Origin of the sequence: Mesorhizobium sp. WSM4906 (genome assembly GCF_029674625.1) — a bacterium.
In the GTDB taxonomy this organism is placed as follows: domain Bacteria; phylum Pseudomonadota; class Alphaproteobacteria; order Rhizobiales; family Rhizobiaceae; genus Mesorhizobium.
The window spans coordinates 1,041,143-1,057,935 of the sequence record NZ_CP121355.1 but is presented as its reverse complement, the minus strand read 5'-3'; the positions used below and the strand labels follow the sequence as shown (position 1 = coordinate 1,057,935).

Annotated in this window: 15 protein-coding genes; 9 read left to right on the top strand and 6 right to left on the bottom strand. The window is 66.5% G+C overall.

The features are described from left to right. Positions 1 to 142 precede the first annotated feature (142 nt). The 3 genes from QAZ22_RS05045 (at position 143) to QAZ22_RS05035 (ending at position 6,075) form a co-directional block, all read left to right on the top strand. Complete coding sequence (locus QAZ22_RS05045; protein ID WP_278205897.1) at positions 143 to 1,381, top strand: MFS transporter; 1,239 nt, start codon at positions 143 to 145, stop codon at positions 1,379 to 1,381. 279 nt (positions 1,382 to 1,660) lie between these two features. Further along, the gene (locus QAZ22_RS05040; protein ID WP_278205896.1) at positions 1,661 to 2,875 is read left to right on the top strand and encodes an efflux RND transporter periplasmic adaptor subunit; all 1,215 of its coding nucleotides are present in this window, start codon (positions 1,661 to 1,663) and stop codon (positions 2,873 to 2,875) included. After that, positions 2,872 to 6,075 (top strand): multidrug efflux RND transporter permease subunit, encoded by a 3,204-nt coding sequence (locus QAZ22_RS05035; protein WP_278205895.1) that lies wholly within the window; start codon positions 2,872 to 2,874, stop codon positions 6,073 to 6,075. Before QAZ22_RS05040 ends, QAZ22_RS05035 begins: the two co-directional genes overlap by 4 nt. Positions 6,076 to 6,388: 313 nt before the next feature. Here QAZ22_RS05035 and QAZ22_RS05030 read toward each other — a convergent pair whose 3' ends face one another. The 6 genes from QAZ22_RS05030 to hemC all read right to left on the bottom strand — a co-directional run bounded on the left by QAZ22_RS05030 (position 6,389) and on the right by hemC (position 12,415). Continuing rightward, entirely contained in the window at positions 6,389 to 7,105 is a 717-nt protein-coding gene (locus tag QAZ22_RS05030) for a glutamine amidotransferase (RefSeq protein ID WP_278205893.1), read from the bottom strand. A 17-nt stretch (positions 7,106 to 7,122) separates the two neighbouring features. Then, entirely contained in the window at positions 7,123 to 7,599 is a 477-nt protein-coding gene (locus tag QAZ22_RS05025; RefSeq protein ID WP_278205892.1) for a TerB family tellurite resistance protein, read from the bottom strand. Positions 7,600 to 7,631: 32 nt separating this feature from the next. Further along, positions 7,632 to 9,197: a heme biosynthesis protein HemY gene (locus tag QAZ22_RS05020; RefSeq protein WP_278205891.1), complete on the bottom strand. Its 1,566-nt coding sequence runs from the start codon at positions 9,195 to 9,197 to the stop codon at positions 7,632 to 7,634. 10 nt (positions 9,198 to 9,207) lie between these two features. Next, a complete protein-coding gene (locus QAZ22_RS05015) occupies positions 9,208 to 10,674 on the bottom strand; it encodes a phage tail protein (RefSeq protein WP_278205889.1) in 1,467 nt (488 codons plus the stop codon). 99 nt (positions 10,675 to 10,773) lie between these two features. Further along, on the bottom strand, positions 10,774 to 11,487 hold the full coding sequence (locus tag QAZ22_RS05010) for a uroporphyrinogen-III synthase (protein ID WP_278205888.1): 714 nt from the start codon (positions 11,485 to 11,487) through the stop codon (positions 10,774 to 10,776). Position 11,488: 1 nt separating this feature from the next. After that, positions 11,489 to 12,415: a hydroxymethylbilane synthase gene (gene hemC, locus QAZ22_RS05005; RefSeq protein ID WP_278205886.1), complete on the bottom strand. Its 927-nt coding sequence runs from the start codon at positions 12,413 to 12,415 to the stop codon at positions 11,489 to 11,491. 100 nt (positions 12,416 to 12,515) lie between these two features. On the opposite strand from hemC, the gene tsaD reads away from it, so the two are divergent. The 6 genes from tsaD (at position 12,516) to QAZ22_RS04975 (ending at position 16,789) form a co-directional block, all read left to right on the top strand. After that, positions 12,516 to 13,601 carry a tRNA (adenosine(37)-N6)-threonylcarbamoyltransferase complex transferase subunit TsaD gene (gene tsaD / locus QAZ22_RS05000; protein WP_278207790.1) on the top strand — a complete coding sequence of 362 codons (1,086 nt, stop codon included), beginning with the start codon at positions 12,516 to 12,518 and terminating at the stop codon, positions 13,599 to 13,601. Between the two features lie 11 nt (positions 13,602 to 13,612). Next, positions 13,613 to 14,647: an NAD(P)H-dependent glycerol-3-phosphate dehydrogenase gene (locus tag QAZ22_RS04995; protein WP_278205885.1), complete on the top strand. Its 1,035-nt coding sequence runs from the start codon at positions 13,613 to 13,615 to the stop codon at positions 14,645 to 14,647. Between the two features lie 18 nt (positions 14,648 to 14,665). Beyond that, a complete protein-coding gene (locus QAZ22_RS04990; protein ID WP_278205884.1) occupies positions 14,666 to 14,962 on the top strand; it encodes a YciI-like protein in 297 nt (98 codons plus the stop codon). 209 nt (positions 14,963 to 15,171) lie between these two features. Then, positions 15,172 to 15,597 (top strand): EVE domain-containing protein, encoded by a 426-nt coding sequence (locus QAZ22_RS04985; protein ID WP_278205882.1) that lies wholly within the window; start codon positions 15,172 to 15,174, stop codon positions 15,595 to 15,597. Then, positions 15,594 to 16,265 carry a methyltransferase gene (locus QAZ22_RS04980; RefSeq protein ID WP_278205881.1) on the top strand — a complete coding sequence of 224 codons (672 nt, stop codon included), beginning with the start codon at positions 15,594 to 15,596 and terminating at the stop codon, positions 16,263 to 16,265. Before QAZ22_RS04985 ends, QAZ22_RS04980 begins: the two co-directional genes overlap by 4 nt. A gap of 98 nt (positions 16,266 to 16,363) precedes the next feature. Next, positions 16,364 to 16,789, top strand: coding sequence for a DUF1761 domain-containing protein (locus QAZ22_RS04975; protein ID WP_278205880.1), 426 nt, complete (start codon positions 16,364 to 16,366; stop codon positions 16,787 to 16,789). The last annotated feature ends 4 nt before the right edge of the window (positions 16,790 to 16,793 follow it).

The window sequence follows — 16,793 nt, the reverse complement described above, 5'->3', positions numbered from 1 at the left end:
ACGAAAATTCCGGATTTTCCTTCATCCGGCGCGGATTTTTTGCGCGCGCGGCAGGACGAACTGGGCTAAAGGGTTTTCCGCCGGACCAGCGCCCGCCGTGGAAGTGCCCCGCCGGCCAATGCCGCAACGGGGCCCTTGAATCATGACCATCGAAGCAACTTCACCCGAACAGCGATACGCCGCCTTCCGGCACCGACCGTACCTCAGTTACTGGACGGCGCGCTTCCTCACGACTTTCGCCACCCAGATCGTCTCTGTGGCTGTCGGCTGGCAGATCTACGATCTGACGCGCAATCCCTTCGACCTCGGCATCGTCGGCATCGTCCAGTTCCTGCCGTCGCTGCTGCTGGTGCTCGTCACCGGCGTCGTCGCGGACCGCTTCGGCCGCCGCCTGATCATGACATTGTCGTCGCTCGTCGAGGCCGGCTGCGCGCTCACGCTGCTGTTGCTGACGCTGCGCGGCCTTGGCGGCCCGCTGCCAATCTTCATCGTGCTCGCCCTGTTCGGCATCGCCCGCGCCTTCTACGGGCCGGCATCGTCCTCGCTGGTCGCCAATCTTGTGCCGCCTGAGCATTTCGCCAATGCGATCGCCTGGAACTCGTCCGCCTGGCAGACGGCGACCATCGTCGGCCCGGTCGCCGGCGGCCTGCTCTACGGCCTTTCGGCGGAGATCGCTTACGCCACCGCCGCGATCCTGATGCTCGTCGCCGCGCTGCTCGTCTTCACCATTCCCAAGCCCGCCCAGCAGACCGCCACCGACAAGCCGACGATGCAGACGCTGTTTGCCGGATTCGGCTATATCTGGAGCGAGAAAATCGTGCTCGGCGCCATCTCGCTCGACCTTTTCGCCGTGCTTCTGTCGGGCGCCTCGGCGCTGCTGCCGGTCTATGCGCGCGACATACTGGAGCTTGGCCCTTGGGGCCTCGGCCTCTTACGCTCGGCGCCCGGCATTGGCGCCATCGCCGTGGCGGTCTGGCTCGCCGGCCATCCGATCCGCGACCATGCCGGCAAGATCATGCTGGGCTTTGTCGGCCTGTTCGGCGCCTTCACGGTGCTGTTCGGCGTTTCGACCATCACCTGGCTGTCGATCGCGGCGCTCGCCCTGCTCGGCGCCACCGACATGTTCAGCGTCTATATCCGCGAGACGCTGATCCAGCTCTGGACGCCGGACGAGGTGCGCGGCCGCGTCAATGCCGTCAACCAGGTCTTCGTCGGCGCCTCAAACGAGGTCGGCGAGTTCCGCGCCGGCACCATGGCGGCGCTGATCGGCACCGTGCCGGCGGTGGTGATCGGCGGCATCGGCGCCGTCGCGGTTGCCGGGCTGTGGGCTTACCTGTTCCCGGCGCTGCGGCAGGTGAGGCATCTGAACAGCCGGAATTGATTGGGCGCCCGATCCAAGCCGCAGGATTCGACGCTGATATGAGGCCGGAAGCGGGCGGTCCGGTTCTGGGACGAACTGGCCAGAAAGGTGCCATTCCGCTGGCGCCCCATCTTGGCGGCAACGACGACGGGTGGCGGGGCAGCCACAGGGTGGACATTTCAGCCCACATGGAAAATGATCATGTTGCCATGCACAACACTGCAGTGCTCTGATCTCGACGACAAGCCTTAGCGTAGAAGCGGATCAACCGACCTCCGGGTCCAGCGAGTGGGGACGCAAATGGACACCCCAGGGAATGGGCAATTGCATCGCGACGCGGCCGGGCGACCCCGTCGATCGCCCGGTTGGCTTGCCCGCGCCGCCGTGTCGGCGGCATTCCTGCTCGGCACGGCTTTCAGCAGCATTGCGTTTGCGCAGGACCAGCAGCTACCCGTGGTGACAGCGGCCAAGCCGGTGGTGCGTGAAATCGTCGAAGACGACGAGTTCGTCGGGCGCTTCGAAGCCGTCGACCAGGTCGCCATCCGTTCGCGCGTCAGCGGCTATCTGGACAAGGTCAGCTTCCAGGACGGCGCACTGGTCAACAAGGGCGACCTGCTCTTCACCATCGACCAGCGTCCGTACCAGGCGGCTTATGATGCCGCCAAATCGCAAGTGGACGTCGCCAAGAGCCTGCTCGAATTCTCCAAGATGCAGCTGGATCGCGCCAACGAACTTGCCAGGACCGGCAACATCTCGCCCGCCACGGTCGACGACCGCCGGCGGGAATACCTTTCGGCGCAGGCGCAGATGCAGGGCGCGACGGCTGCGCTGACGACGGCCAGCCTGAACATGGAATTCACCGAGATCAAGGCGCCCTTGTCGGGACGCATTGACCGCCGGCTGGTGTCGGTCGGCAACCTCGTGCAGCCGGATTCCACCTTGCTGACGACCATCGTCACGCGCGATCCGATCGACTTCTATTTCGACGTCGATGAGCGCCTGTATTTCAGCTACGCCCGCGACGCGAAGGCGCGTGGCGGCAGCATGCAGGAAGGCGGCGGCGGGCTCGATGTGGAGGTTCATGTCGCCGACCGCGAGCAGGCGGTATTCAAGGGCAAGCTCGATTTTGCCGAGAACCGGATCGACAACGCGACCGGCACCATGCGGGTGCGTGCGAGGTTTGCCAACCCCGACGGCATTCTCCAGCCAGGCATGTTCGGGCGCATCAACGTGCCGGGGTCGCTGCCGCATAGCGGCGTGCTGGTGCCTGACGAGGCGATCGGCGCCGATCAGGATCGGCGCATCGTGTTGCTGGTGGACGAGACCGGAATGGTGTCGGCGAAGCCCGTGCGCACCGGACCGCTTCTCGATGGCTATCGGGTGATCCGCTCGGGCCTGACCGGCGCCGAGACAATCATCGTCAACGGGCTGATGCACGCCAGGCCTGGCACCAAGGTGAAGGTGGAGATGGTGACGTTGCCGCCCAAGACCGAGACCGCCGGGTTGCAGCAATGAGGTTCGCACATTTCTTCGTCGACCGCCCAATCTTCGCATCGGTCGTTTCGATCGTCCTGCTGATCCTCGGCGGGATTGCTTATACCCAGCTGCCGGTCGCGCAATATCCCGAGATCGCGCCGCCGACCATCGTCGTTCGCGCGCAGTATCCGGGCGCCGACGCCGAGACGGTCGCGGCGACGGTGGCAACGCCGATCGAGCAGGAGATAAATGGCGTCGAGGGCATGCTCTACATGTCGTCCTATTCGTCGGGCGACGGGGCGATGGCGCTGACCATCACTTTCAAGCTGGGCACCGATCTCGACCAGGCGCAGGTGCTGGTGCAGAACCGCGTGTCGGTCGCCGAGCCGCGCCTGCCCGAAGAAGTCCGCCGCCTCGGCATCACCACCACCAAGAGCTCGCCCGACCTGATGATGGTCGTGCACATGCTGTCGCCCGACAATACCTACGACCAGCTCTACGTCTCGAACTACGCCCGCTCGCGGGTGCGCGACATACTGCTCAGACTGGACGGCGTCGGCGACCTCATCATCTTCGGCGAACGCGAATATTCGCTGCGCATCTGGCTCGATCCGGAAAAACTGTCCGCCCTGGGGATGACCTCGGGCGATGTGGTGCAGGCGCTGCGCGACCAGAACGTCCAAGTGTCGGGCGGGTCGATCGGCGCGCCGCCGACCGGCACCGGCACTGCGTTCCAGTATACGGTCACCACGCAAGGCCGCTTCAACGACGCACGCGACTTCAGATACGTGATCGTCAAATCGACCGACGACGGCCGCCTGATCTCGCTGCAGGACGTGGCGCGCATCGAGCTCGGCGCCAAGGATTACGTCACCAACTCCTATCTCAACGGCAAGCCGGCGGTGGCGCTCGCCATCTTCCAGCGGCCGGGCACCAATGCGCTCGCCGCAGCCGCGGAGATCCAGGACAAGATGAAGGAGCTTTCCCGCGACTTCCCGAAGGGGTTGAGCTACGACATCGTCTACAATCCGACCGAGTTCGTCGCCGAGTCGATTCACGAGGTCTACAAGACGATCCTCGAGGCGATGCTGCTGGTCATCATCGTCATCATCGTCTTCCTGCAATCGTGGCGCATGGCAATCGTGCCGATCGTGGCGATCCCCGTGTCGCTGATCGGCGCGCTGGCGGTGCTTTACGCCGCCGGCTTCTCACTCAACATGCTGACGCTGTTCGGCCTCGTTTTGGCGATCGGCATCGTCGTCGACGATGCGATCGTCGTGGTCGAGAACGTCGAGCGCAATATCGCTAGTGGGCTGGCGCCCAATCCGGCGTCGCACCTAACCATGGACGAAGTCGGAACGGCGGTCATCGCGATCTCGCTGGTGCTGATAGCCGTGTTCGTACCGACAGCCTTCATCCCCGGCATTTCTGGGCAGTTCTACCTGCAGTTTGCGATCACCATCGCTGTGTCAACGGCGATCTCGGCATTCAATTCGCTGACGCTTTCGCCGGCGCTGGCCGCACTGCTGTTCAAGCCGCACCACGCTGCGGCGGCGCCGCCGCGCTTTTTCCTGGCGCGGTTCGGACGGGCGCTCGCCGACGGCTTCAATCGCGGCTTCGACAGGGTCGCGCATTGGTATTCGAGCATCATCCGCGTGCTGGTCGGCTCGCGGATAGCGATCGGCGCCATGCTAGCCGTTTTCGCGGCCCTCATCTACGCCACCGTCTACATGGTGCAGACGGTGCCGCGCGGTTTCATTCCGTCGCTCGACCAGGGATATGCGATCGTCGTCGTCCAGTTGCCGGACGGCGCCTCGCTGTCGAGAACCGATGCGGTCATCCAGCAGGCGTCGCAGATCATCCAGAAAACGCCTGGCGTCGACTACGCAGTCGCCTTCGCCGGCTTCTCCGGCGCGACCTTCACCAATGCCAGCAACGCGGGCGTGATCTTCGCCAGGTTCAAGCCGTTTGACGAGCGGCTGAAGGCCGGCCAGTCGGCGACCAAGGTCATCGGCAATCTGTTCGGCAGCCTGCAAAGCATCAAGGAAGCCTTCATTATCGCACTGCCACCGCCGCCAGTCCGCGGCGTCGGCAATGCCGGCGGTTTCAAGCTGCAAATCCAGGAGCGCAACAGCGCCGACATGCGGCAGATCTTGGCGCTTGCCTACGAAATCGCCGGCAAAGCCAACAAGACGCCGGGGCTGACGGGCGTGTTCACCACGTTCTCCGCCTCGAGCCCGCAATTCTTCCTGGCGATCGATCGCGACAAGGCGCGCATCCTGAACGTGCCGATCCCCAACATCTTCGAGACGCTGTCGATCAATTTGGGCACCGCCTATGTCAACGACTTCAACGCTTTCGGGCGCGTCTACCAGGTGCGGGCGCAGGCCGATCAGGCGTTCCGCCTCGATCGCGCCGATATCTTGAAACTGAAGGTGCGCTCGGCGACCGGCGCGCTGGTTCCGCTCGGCACGTTGATCGAGATCCGCGATGTCACCGGTCCGGCGCTGGTCCAGCGCTACAACATGTACGTCTCGGTGCCGTTGCAGGGCAACGCCGCGCCCGGCGTTTCCACGGGCGACGCGCTGGCATTGATGGAGGGGATCACGGCAAAGACGCTGCCGGCCGGTACCTCCTATGAATGGACCGAGCTCGCCTATCAGGAGCGCAACACCGGCAATGCCGCTGTCTATATCTTCGGACTGTCGGTGCTGTTCGTGTTCCTGGCGCTGGCGGCGCAATATGAAAGTTGGGTGCTGCCGTTCGCCATCGTGCTGGTGGTGCCGCTCGGCGTGCTCGCGGCGTTGCTCGGCGTGACTTTCCGAGGGCTGGACAACAACATCCTCGTGCAGATCGGCCTCATCGTGCTGATCGGGCTTGCCGCCAAGAACGCGATCCTGATCGTCGAATTCGCGCGGCAGGCGCAGGAACGCGGCCTGTCGGCCGCCGAGGCTGCAGTCGAAGCCTGCCGCCTCAGGCTGCGGCCGATCCTGATGACCGCCTTCTCGTTCATCCTCGGCGTCGTGCCGCTGATGATCGCAACAGGCCCGGGCGCAGAAATGCGCCAGTCGCTCGGCACCGCGGTGTTCTCCGGCATGCTCGGCGTCACCTTCGTCGGCCTGTTCCTGACGCCGGTGTTCTACGTCACGCTCAGGTCGCTGTTTTCACGGCGCAAGCCGCATGCCGAGGCCGGGCCTTCGGGGCCGGCAGAGGCGCCATCGGAGACGGCTGCCGAGTAGCGCAACCGCGACCTCCGGAGTCCTCGCTTGCGATGTCTGCTTTCAGGACGCGGCTGATCTCTACGGACGAGATGAGGCCGGCAACCGACGGTCCGGTATCGGTCGGAGCCTTCGACAAGCTGCCGTTCAGCTACTGTAAGCGGTCCTTCGCGTCCCAAGCCTATAATGCGGGCGCGTGTCACGACGTCCGCTCTGAGGGGGCGGCAAAGTTCACCTGAACGACCGACATGAGGCGCAGAGCCGTCGTCCACACCTCGGCAGGCGCAAGTCGTCTCCGGTCAAGCTCAGCCACTCAGGGCAATTGGCTTTTGCCCTACCCCACCACCGGCCTGCCAAAAATCAGGCCCAAAAATTCGCCAAGCCAGCGCTTCAAATGCATGTCCCAGATCAGCCGGCCGCCGAGATGATCGCGGCCAGGCTGGGCGCCGGGCAATTCGAAGCGATGCGCGCCGCGCACCACCCAGCGCTGCATCATCACCCTGGTCAGCTCGCCATGGAACTGGATGCCCCAGGCGTTCTCGCCATAACGGAAAGCCTGGTTGGGATAGGTTTCGGCGGTCGCGAGCAGCGTCGCCTCCTTCGGCAGCGAAAAGCCCTCGCGGTGGAACTGATAGACCATCTCCGGCCAGTGCAGCAGCTTCTTGCCGGCTTCGGTTGCCTTGAGCGGATACCAGCCGATCTCGACCAGTCCTTCGTCATGGCCGTCGACCCTACCGCCGAGATGATTGGCAAGCATCTGCGCGCCCAGGCAGATGCCGAGAAAGGGCCGGTTTTCCTTGAGCGGTATCTCCAGCCAGTCGGTCTCGCGGCGGACGAATTCGTCCTCGTCATTGGCGCTCATCGGTCCGCCGAAGATCACCGCGCCGGCATGGCCGTCCAGCGTTGAGGGCAATTCGTCGCCGAGCGGCGGCCGGCGGATGTCGAGATCGAAACCTTCCTCCAGAAGCATATGGCCGACGCGGCCGGGGCTCGAAGTCTCCTGATGCAGCACTATCAGAATCTTGGGTCTCGGCCTCGGTCTGGGTGGCATGGAAGGAGAAGTTTCCTCTATTCGTCGCTCGACGTTCCGCGCGCGCCGGGCGCCTCGGCCGCCGCCTTGCGGCGCGCCTCGATGCGGTCATGCCGCTCGACGCCGATCAGTTCGGCGACGCGCCAGACGGTGTTGTCCTCGAGCTCGTGCAGCTCGCCATCGGCGTAGACGATCTCCCACATCAGGCCGATGAAGGCCTTGCGCGCCTCGGCGTCGAGATGGCGCTTGAGCACGCTGGTGAAGGCGTAGAGGTCGATCGCCTCGTTGTCGGCGCGCTCGCCGGCCGCCGCCAGCGCGTCGAGCTCGTCGCCGCTGATCGAATAGGTTTCGGAGAGAATCTCCTTGAAGCGCTCCCACTCGACATCCTGGCGCACGCCGTCGGCGTTCATCACATGGTAAAGCAGGGCCGAGGCCGCGACGCGCGGATCGTCGGCGCTCGGCTTGACCTCGCCGGCCGGCAAATCCCTCAGGAAGGACAATACGCGTTCGAACATCGACACTTTTTCCCTGTCCGCCAAGACCAGCCTCAAAACAAACGAAACCGGCGCGGCGATTTTTCCGCCTCGTCTTCCGGCGCGACGCCCGGATCGTCCGGCAGGCGCGGCAGATCCTTGGCCTGCCCGATGGTTTCTGCATCGGTCGCGGCCTCGGCAGCGTCCTTCTCGCCACCGTTCGAGACCGCCGGCTTGTCGGTCGGGCGATCGGGGACGATTTCGATCGCTTTCTCGCTCGGTACGGCGGACGGTGCCGCAGGAATTGCCGGCACTGCCGCGACGTCCGCGTCGCTGTCGATCAGCTGGCCAAGCCGCTCCATCGGCGCGCGCCAGGCGAAGGCATCGAGCTTGCCGGTGATCGGCGACACCGGCGCCCAGCGTTCGGAGACGACGCCGTCGGCGACCCAAGCCGGATCGCGCGGTGCACGCACGGCTTTCGACAGCAACTGCCGAACCTTGCCCTGGTCGCCGGTTTCGGCCTCCTCGATGTCGGCCAGAAGCAGATAGGCGCCCTCGCGGCGATCCATGCGGATCGCGGCCTCCGCCTCGCGCCGCGCGGTGGCGAAATCTTGCGCATCGAGCGCGGCGCGCGCCACGGCCATCGACGATTCGGCGTGGTTCTTCTTCATCTCCTGGAGCTTCTTCGCCCGGTTGAGGCGGTCGAGCACGGCATCGCCCGGCCTCGCATGGGTGTAGAGCTCGGCGATGTCCGGATGCGGTTCCGCCCGCCACGCGATTTCGAGAACCTTGGAGCCCTTGCGAACGTCGTTCTGCCGGAAAAGCATATTGGCGGCGATGACCGCCGCCGGCGCGAAATCGGGCGCCAGCTTGTTGGCTTCGAGCGCCGCGGTCCTGGCGGCGTTCGGGTCGCTGTCGGCCAGCGCCTGCGCCTTGGCCGTGAGCAGCACGGCGCGGCGGCGGTTGGCGGCATCGCGCTCTATCTGTCTCGTCGATTTCTGCGCCTCGACCAGCTTCAGCGCGCCGTCCCAGTCGCCGCGCTCGGTCAGTTCTTCCAGCGTCGATTCCGCCGCCCAGGCAAGCTGCGGCGCCACCGCCGCCGCGCGGCCGGCATAGTGGCGCGCGGCATTGCGGTCGCCCAGCCGCTCGGCTTCGAGATAGAGCCCGCGCAGGCCGAGCAGCCGCATCTCCGGATCGTCGAGCATGCGCTCGAACTTCTCCCGCGCGCCCTCATGGTCGCCTTCCAGCAGCGAGGCCTGCGCGTCGAGCAGGTTGATCAGCGGCTCCTGGTCGGAGCTGATCAGCTTGGCCGCTTCCTTGGTCTTCTTGCGCGCCAGCGCGCCGTCACCGGCGCCGGCCGCGATCATGCCCGTCGACAGCGCCTGATAGCCGCGGTCGCGGCGGCGCACCCGGAAATAGCGCGAGATCGTATAGGGGCTGTTCCACAGCGACTTGACCAGCCACCACAGGATCATCACCGCGGCGACCACGGCGACGATCGCCACCGCCGCCACCATCAGCGTGACCTGGTACTGGTAGCCGTTGAAGGTGACGAGCATCTCGCCGGGGCGGTCGGCCAGCCAGGCGAAGCCCAGCCCGAGCGCGAAGACGACGGCGAGGAAGATGAGGATGCGGATCATCGGACGGTCCTCACGCCTTCGTCGCGCCGGCAATCAGCGCGTCGATCTGCTTCTCGACCTCCAGCCGCGCCTTCAGTTTGCCGGCAAAATCGGCGCCCGCCGACTTCGCCGCGTCGGGCAGCGTGTCATATTCGCCGAGCGCCTTGGCGTAGTCGCCCTGGTTGACCGCGACCTCCAGGCGCGCCACGGTCTCCGGCGCGCCCTTGCCCTCGACGGTGCCAACCGGCCGCACCTTGACCAGCGATTCGGCGCTCGACACCAGGCTCTGGAAGAAGCCGGCATTCTGGTCGACCGGCGTCGCGGCCTCGACCATGGCGTTGGCGGCGGCCTCGACCTCCGAGGCGATCGTGGCGCGGGTCGGCACGCCCTTTTCGGCATAGGAACGCAGCACCGCGATCTCCGGCGCGTCCGGCGCGATCGCTGCGAAAGTATCGAGCTCGGTCGCGAACGGTGCGCCGCGATCGAGGGCCGCCTTCAGCGCCGAAGCGGCAATCGCCAGCGCGATCTTCGGCTGCGAGGCCTGTGCCTCGACCTTGCCGGAGAGCTGCTGCACCGACTGTTCCAGCGCCGCGATCCGGCCGTCCTCGGCCTTGGCCGCGTCGCCGGCCGATTTGACCAGCGCGTCGAGCCCGGCGAGTTTCTCGTTGAGCGGTCCAAGGTCCACAGGCGCGGCGCCACTCGCCTTCTGCAGGTCCGCGACGGCCGTCTCGATCTGGCCGACCTTGTCGTTGAGCGCCTTGATCGTGGTGCCATCGCCGCTCTGTCCGGCCGAGGATTTCAGTGCCGCTATATCGGACTTCACCTGGTCGAGCGCCGAGGACAGGCCGTCCACCTTGGCCGAAGCGCCGGTGTCGCCCGCTTGCTTCAGCGCCGCGATTTCACCCTTGAGCGATGCGATCTCGCCGTTGACGCCATCGAGCGATGGTCCACTGGAGGCCGGGGAGCCAAGCAAGCCGACCGCCTGCAGGAGACCGGCGCCGGCAAGAGCGATCACGCCGCCGATGACACCGGCGGCGATGGTGCGCACTCCGGCACGCCCGGATGGCGCCGCAACACGATCGTTGCTGCTTGCCGCGCTCGGCCTTGGCGCCGCTGCGGCAGCGCTGGCGCCGGACGCATCCTCGAAATCGTAGCCGAAGCCCTTTGGCTCGCTTTTCGGAGCCTCTTCACCGCCCGGATAGGGCGCTTCCGCCTCGTCCTTGCTCTTCGCTTCGGACCCGCCAGTCCCGGCCTGCGCCGAATCGGCGTGCTCCCAGGGCTCGATATCGGCCTGCTCGGCATGGATCGGCTCTTCCGGAGCCTCCGGCTGAGAAGCGGCGGCGGCTTCCTCCGCCTTCGCCTCGTCGGTCTGCCCGGTACTGGTCTCGGCCTTGGCGGCATCCTCGTCGGCGATTCGCGAGACGGCGCCTGGCTCGAGCTCGATCGTCACCGGCTCGCGGCGGCTCTTCGAATGCCGCACCTTAGGCGTCTTGACCATGCTTGGGCTCCGCGAATTGGCTTGAGGATGGTTCAAAGGGTCTAGGGGATGCTCTAGCACATCACCAAGCGGTGAAAAGGGGCGGTGTGATGACGCGGCTCAGCCCGGCAGCGACAAAAGCGCCAGCAGCGCGTCCTCGTCGGGTTGCGAGGCGATACGGACGTTCTGCCCGCCGATTCCGTCCAAGGCCTTGGCGACACGGCCTGAAAGGGTGAGAAACTCCGTCCTTTTAAAGAGATGCCGCAGCGCTGGGCGGCTGGCGAGGCCAATCATCGCCGCGGCCGCCTTGGCCGAATAGAGCAGCACCGCCTCGACAGCCGTGCCCGACAACCGGGCAATGACGTCGTCATCGCCATAGTCCAGCTCGACCGTGTCGTAGGTCTCGACGGGCCACACACGCACTCCGGCTGCCGTCAGCCGTTCCTCGAACACTGGAAAGCGCACGCGCCCGCAAAGGTAGACCATCTCCTTGTCTGCGAGCTCGCCGGCTATGGCGGCAGCCAGCGCCTCGGCGTCGCCCGGACCTTCTGAGACGGACGCAAATCCGGCCGCGCGGCAGGCTTCGGCCGTCCTTTCCCCGACCGCATGGCAAGGCAATGCGGCAAGCGCCGCGACCAGTTCCCTGGGCGCATGACGGACCGCATTGGCGCTGGTGACGGCGACGGCGGCAGCCGCGGGCAAGACACTTGCCTCGACCGGCAGCGCCGCCGTTTCGGTCAGCGGCAGCAGAACGGGCTGAAATCCCTGGGCTTCGAGCCGCCGGGCCGTGCGCGAGGCGCCCGGTTCCGGCCTCGTCACCAGGACGCGGAGCATGTCAGGCCCAGCCGTCGAAGAATGTTGCGCCGGCCTTGGCGCGCACCGTCCGCGCGGCTTCCGCGCCTATCGCCGCCGCGTCCTGGGCCGGGCCGTCCAATCTGACCTCATGCGACTCGGTGCCGTCGGGCGAGATGATCAGCCCGGCGAAAGACAGTTTTTCACCCGATATCGTCGCATGGCCGGCGATCGGCGTGCGGCAGGAGCCGTCGAGCGCAGCGAGGAACGCGCGCTCGCAGGCCAATGCCTGGCCGGTCGCCACATCGCGGATGGCCGCAAGCAATTTTTCTACCGTGCCGTCGCCGATGCGGCTTTCGATGCCGATCGCGCCCTGCCCCGGCGCCGGCGGGAAGACATCCAGCGGCATCAGGTCGGTGATGACGCCTTCGAGCCCGAGCCGCTTCAGCCCGGCATAGGCGAGGATGGTGCCTTCGGCGACGCCCTCGTCCAGCTTGCGCAGTCTCGTCTGCACATTGCCGCGAAAGATCACCACATCGAGGTCCGGCCGCATCCGGCGGATCAGCGCCTGGCGCCGGAGCGACGACGAGCCGACCGTAGCGCCGTGCGGCAGGTCGGCGATCCGCTTCGCCGTCTTGCCGATGAAGGCGTCGCGCGCGTCCTCGCGCGGCAGGAAGGTGGAGAGCTCCAGCCCGGCGGGCAGCACCGTCGGCATGTCCTTCGAGGAATGCACGGCGATGTCGATGCGGCCGTCGAGCAGCGCTTCCTCGATCTCCTTGGTGAACAGGCCCTTGCCGCCCGCCTCCGACAGCGGCCGGTCCTGGATGCGGTCGCCGCTGGTCGAGATCGGCACCACTTCGAACGTCTGTTCGGGAAGGCCGTGCGCCTGCATGAGCCGCGCCCGTGTCTCATGTGCCTGGGCGAGCGCCAGCGGGCTGCCGCGGGTTCCGATCTTCAAGGTTGTTTGCATGGCGCGCGGTCCGTGATAACCCCCGGCATACGAGGTCTGTCGGGCCTTTTCCTAATTGGGAATGACCGATGACACAATCTTCATGGACAGCGACGAATTGATCCGCGTTCTGGGCATTGAGACGAGCTGCGACGAGACGGCGGCCAGCGTTGTGGCGCTGGACGGCGGCTCCGCGCCTGAAATCCTCTCCAATGTCGTGCTCAGTCAGATCGAGGAGCACGCCGCCTTTGGCGGCGTCGTGCCGGAGATCGCCGCGCGCGCTCATGTCGAGGCGCTGGACGGGATCATCGAGGCAGCGCTTGCCGATTCGGATGTTTCGCTCGACCAGGTCGATGCGATAGCCGCAACGGCCGGGCCGGGTCTGGTCGGCGGGCTGATCGTCGGACTGATGACCGCCAAGGCGATCGCCGCCGCCGCCAACAAGCCGCTGATCGCCGTCAACCACCTCGAAGGCCATGCGCTGACGGCAAGGCTGACCGACGGCCTCGATTTCCCCTATCTGCTGCTGCTCGTGTCCGGCGGCCACACCCAGATCGTCGCGGTGCGCGGCGTCGGCGACTACCAGCGCTGGGCGACGACCATCGACGACGCGCTGGGCGAGGCCTTCGACAAGACGGCCAAGATGCTCGGCCTGCCCTATCCGGGCGGGCCGAATGTCGAGAAGGCGGCGGCAAGCGGCGACGCGGGCCGCTTTGCCTTCCCGCGTCCGATGAAGGGCTCGGCGCAGCCGGATTTCTCCTTCTCCGGGCTGAAGACGGCGGTGCGCCAGGCGGCGAGCGCGATCGCGCCGCTCAGCGACCAGGACGTCGCCGACATCTGCGCCTCTTTCCAGGCGGCGGTGGCCGATGCGCTGGGCGATCGTGTCGCGCGTGCGCTCGCCCGTTTCCGCAAGGAATTTCCCGGCAAGGCAAAGCCGGCGCTGGTCGTCGCCGGCGGGGTGGCCGCCAACCGGACGATCAAGGCCACGCTCGAGGCGCTCTGTTCTGAAGCCGGCTTTGCATTCGTGGCGCCCCCGCAGAAGCTTTGCACCGATAATGCGGCGATGATCGCCTGGGCCGGCATCGAGCGGCTGCGCGCCGGCATGGCCGGCGAGAACGCCGCCGATTTCGCGCCGCGCTCGCGCTGGCCGCTGGACAGCGTTTCCGCCCCCTTGGTCGGCTCTGGCCGGCGCGGTGCCAAGGCATGATCAAAAAAGGCATGACGAAGAAAGACACGGCCAAGAAAGCCACGACCGGCAAGGCGCCTGCCACCGGTTGGCGCGTCGCGGTGCTGGGCGGCGGCGCCTGGGGCACGGCGCTGGCGCTGGCGATGCTGCGTGCCGGCCATTTCGTGCGGCTTTACGCGCGCGACAACGCGACCGTGGCCGCGATCGACCACGGCGAGAATCCGCGCTACCTGCCCGGCATCGCGATCGAGCCCGGCATCGTCGCCACGAGCGACATCGGCGCCGCGCTCAGCGGCGCCGACTGCGTGCTGGCGGTGACGCCTGCGCAGTCGCTGCGCGCGGTGCTGGCCACCGCCGCCGGCCATGTGCCGGCCGGCGTGCCGCTGGTCCTCTGCGCCAAGGGCATCGAGCGCGACACCGGCGCGTTGCTGTCGGCGATCGTCGAGGAAAGCCTGCCGAACAATCCGGTCGCGGCGCTTTCCGGTCCGAGCTTCGCCACCGACGTCGCGCGCGGCCTGCCGACGGCGGTGGTGGTAGCAGCCCGCAACGGAGAACTGGCGGCCGACCTTGCCGCCCGCTTCTCGGCCGAGAACCTGCGCTGCTATTCCAGCGGGGACCTGATCGGCGTCGAGATCGGCGGCGCGCTGAAGAACGTTTTCGCTATCGCCGCCGGCGCCGTTACCGGTGCCGGGCTCGGCGCCAGCGCCCAGGCGGCCATGGTGACGCGCGGCTTCGTCGAGCTGCGCCGCATCGGCGCCGCTTTCGGCGCCAAGCCGGAGACATTGATGGGGCTTTCCGGCCTCGGCGACCTGCTGCTCACCTGTTCCTCGGCGCAATCGCGCAATTTCGCCTACGGCCTGGCGCTCGGCCAGGGCAAGCCGCTTGCCGGCCTGCCGCTCGCCGAAGGCGTGCCGACGGCGGGCATCGCCGCCCGCATCGCCGCCGAGCGCGGCATCGATGCGCCGATCATCTCCGCCGTCGCCGCCATCCTCGACGGCAAGGTGACCATCGGCCAGGCCGTGACGGCGCTGATGACGCGGCCGCTCAAAACCGAAACCGACATCTGAACATCGGAGCTTGAAGAGATGCTGTTTGCGTTGATTTGCAAGGATAAGCCCGGCAGCCTGCAGCTGCGCGCCGACACGCGGCCGGCGCATGCGGCGTTCCTCGAAGGCCTGATCGGCGAAGGCAAACTTGCCTTTGCCGGCCCCTTCCTCGACGCCGACGGCAAGCCCGAAGGCAGCCTGGTGATGATCGAAGCGCCTGACATGGCCGGCGCGCAAGCCCTGGCTGCCGCCGATCCCTATGCCAAGGCAGGCCTGTTCGAAAACGTCGAGATCCGTGCATGGAACTGGGTCTTCCAGAAGCCCGCGACCGAATGAGGTTCGTTTGCGCTGCCCCTGATCCGCCTGCCCGTCCTCCGCAGCAGCTGCGCAGGGTGGACCGGCATCTTCTCCCCGTAAGAACGGGGAGAAGATAGAAGCTCCAACGCTGGCGACCCCTCTCCCCGTCCTTACGGGGAGAGGGTAGGGTGAGGGGCAGCGCCAGCGCTGGATAATGGCTCACCGACAATGGCAATGGGACAACTGAGATGAACTACTGGCTGTTCAAATCCGAACCCTCGGTCTTTTCCTTCGAGGCGCTGAAGGCCAAAGGCAAGGCCGGCACGCAGTGGGACGGCGTGCGCAACTACGCCGCCCGCAACAACATGAAGGCCATGCGGATCGGCGATCTCGGCTTCTTCTATCATTCCAACGAAGGCCTCGACATCGTCGGCATCGCCGAGGTCTGCGCGCTCGCCCATCCCGACACCACGACCGACGACCCGCGCTGGGAATGCGTCGACATCCGCGCCTGGAAGGACGTGCCGAAGCCGGTGACGCTGGAACAGGTCAAGGCCAATCCGAAGCTGGCCGAGATGGCATTGGTTCGGCTTGGCCGGCTTTCCGTGCAGCCGGTGACGCCGGCAGAGTGGAAAGAGGTCTGCCGCATGGCCGATCTCAACCCGGCGCCGTGACCAGGCTCACGCCGAAAAGCGCCAAGACATTCATCCTCGACAATACGGCGCTGATGGCGCCGCCGCATGTGCCGGAAGTGCTGCTGCATCTGGCCGATGAAGCGCACGACCTGTGGCTGCGCACCGAGGAGGAGCTGGCCGAGATCGGTCTGCCGCCGCCCTTCTGGGCCTTCGCCTGGGCCGGCGGCCAGGGCCTTGCCCGCTATGTGCTCGACCATCCCGCGACGGTGCGGGGAAAAAGCGTGCTCGATTTCGCTTCCGGCTCCGGCATGGTCGCCATCGCTGCCCTGAAGGCCGGCGCGAGCCAAGTGATTGCCGCCGATATCGACCCGTTTTGCGAGGCGGTGATCACGCTCAACCTGGAGGCCAATGGCGTGAAGGCCGAATTCCTCGATGCGGACTGCATCGGAACGGATGACGGCTGGGATGTCGTGCTCGCCGGCGACGTCTTCTACGACAAGCCGTTGGCGGACAGGCTGACGCCGTGGTTCACGGCGCTCACGGCGCGCGGCGCCGACATCCTCGTCGGCGATCCCGGCCGCGCCTATCTGCCGAAGAAGGGGCTGCAATCGCTCGCCGTCTACCAAGTGCCGGTGACGCGTGTGCTGGAGGATGCGGAGGTGAAGCGCACCACTGTCTGGCGGTGGGCTACCGCGGCTCCGGCTTGACGCGGCCGGCGAACAGGGATTCCATCGCCCGGCGAAAGGCATGCCGTTGTCCCGGGATCGCTCTGCGCCTGGGCGGCATGCATTTGGGGAGGGATTTCATGGATTTTTCGGTCGTGAACTGGGTCGCGGTGATCGTCGCCGCGGTCATGGCGTGGCTCTTCGGCGCCGTCTGGTACATGGGCTTGAGCAAGCCGTGGCTGAAAGCGGCGAAACTCGACCCGGCGACGATGAAGCGCTCGCCCGTCCCGTTCGTCGTCAGCTTCATCGCCGAGCTGGTGATGGCCCTGATCCTGACATTGGTGGTCGGCGCGATAACCGGCGGCGAGCCGAGCCCGGTCGCAGGATTGCTGTTCGGTTTCGTGCTCTGGCTGGGCTTCGTCGCCACCACGCTTTCGGTCAACCACCGCTATGAAGGCTTCGGCTGGGACCTCACCCTGATCGACGCCGGCCACTGGCTGGGCGTGCTGCTCATCATGGGTGCGATCATCGGCTGGTTCGGCGCGCCGGCTGCATCAGCAGGCTAATTCC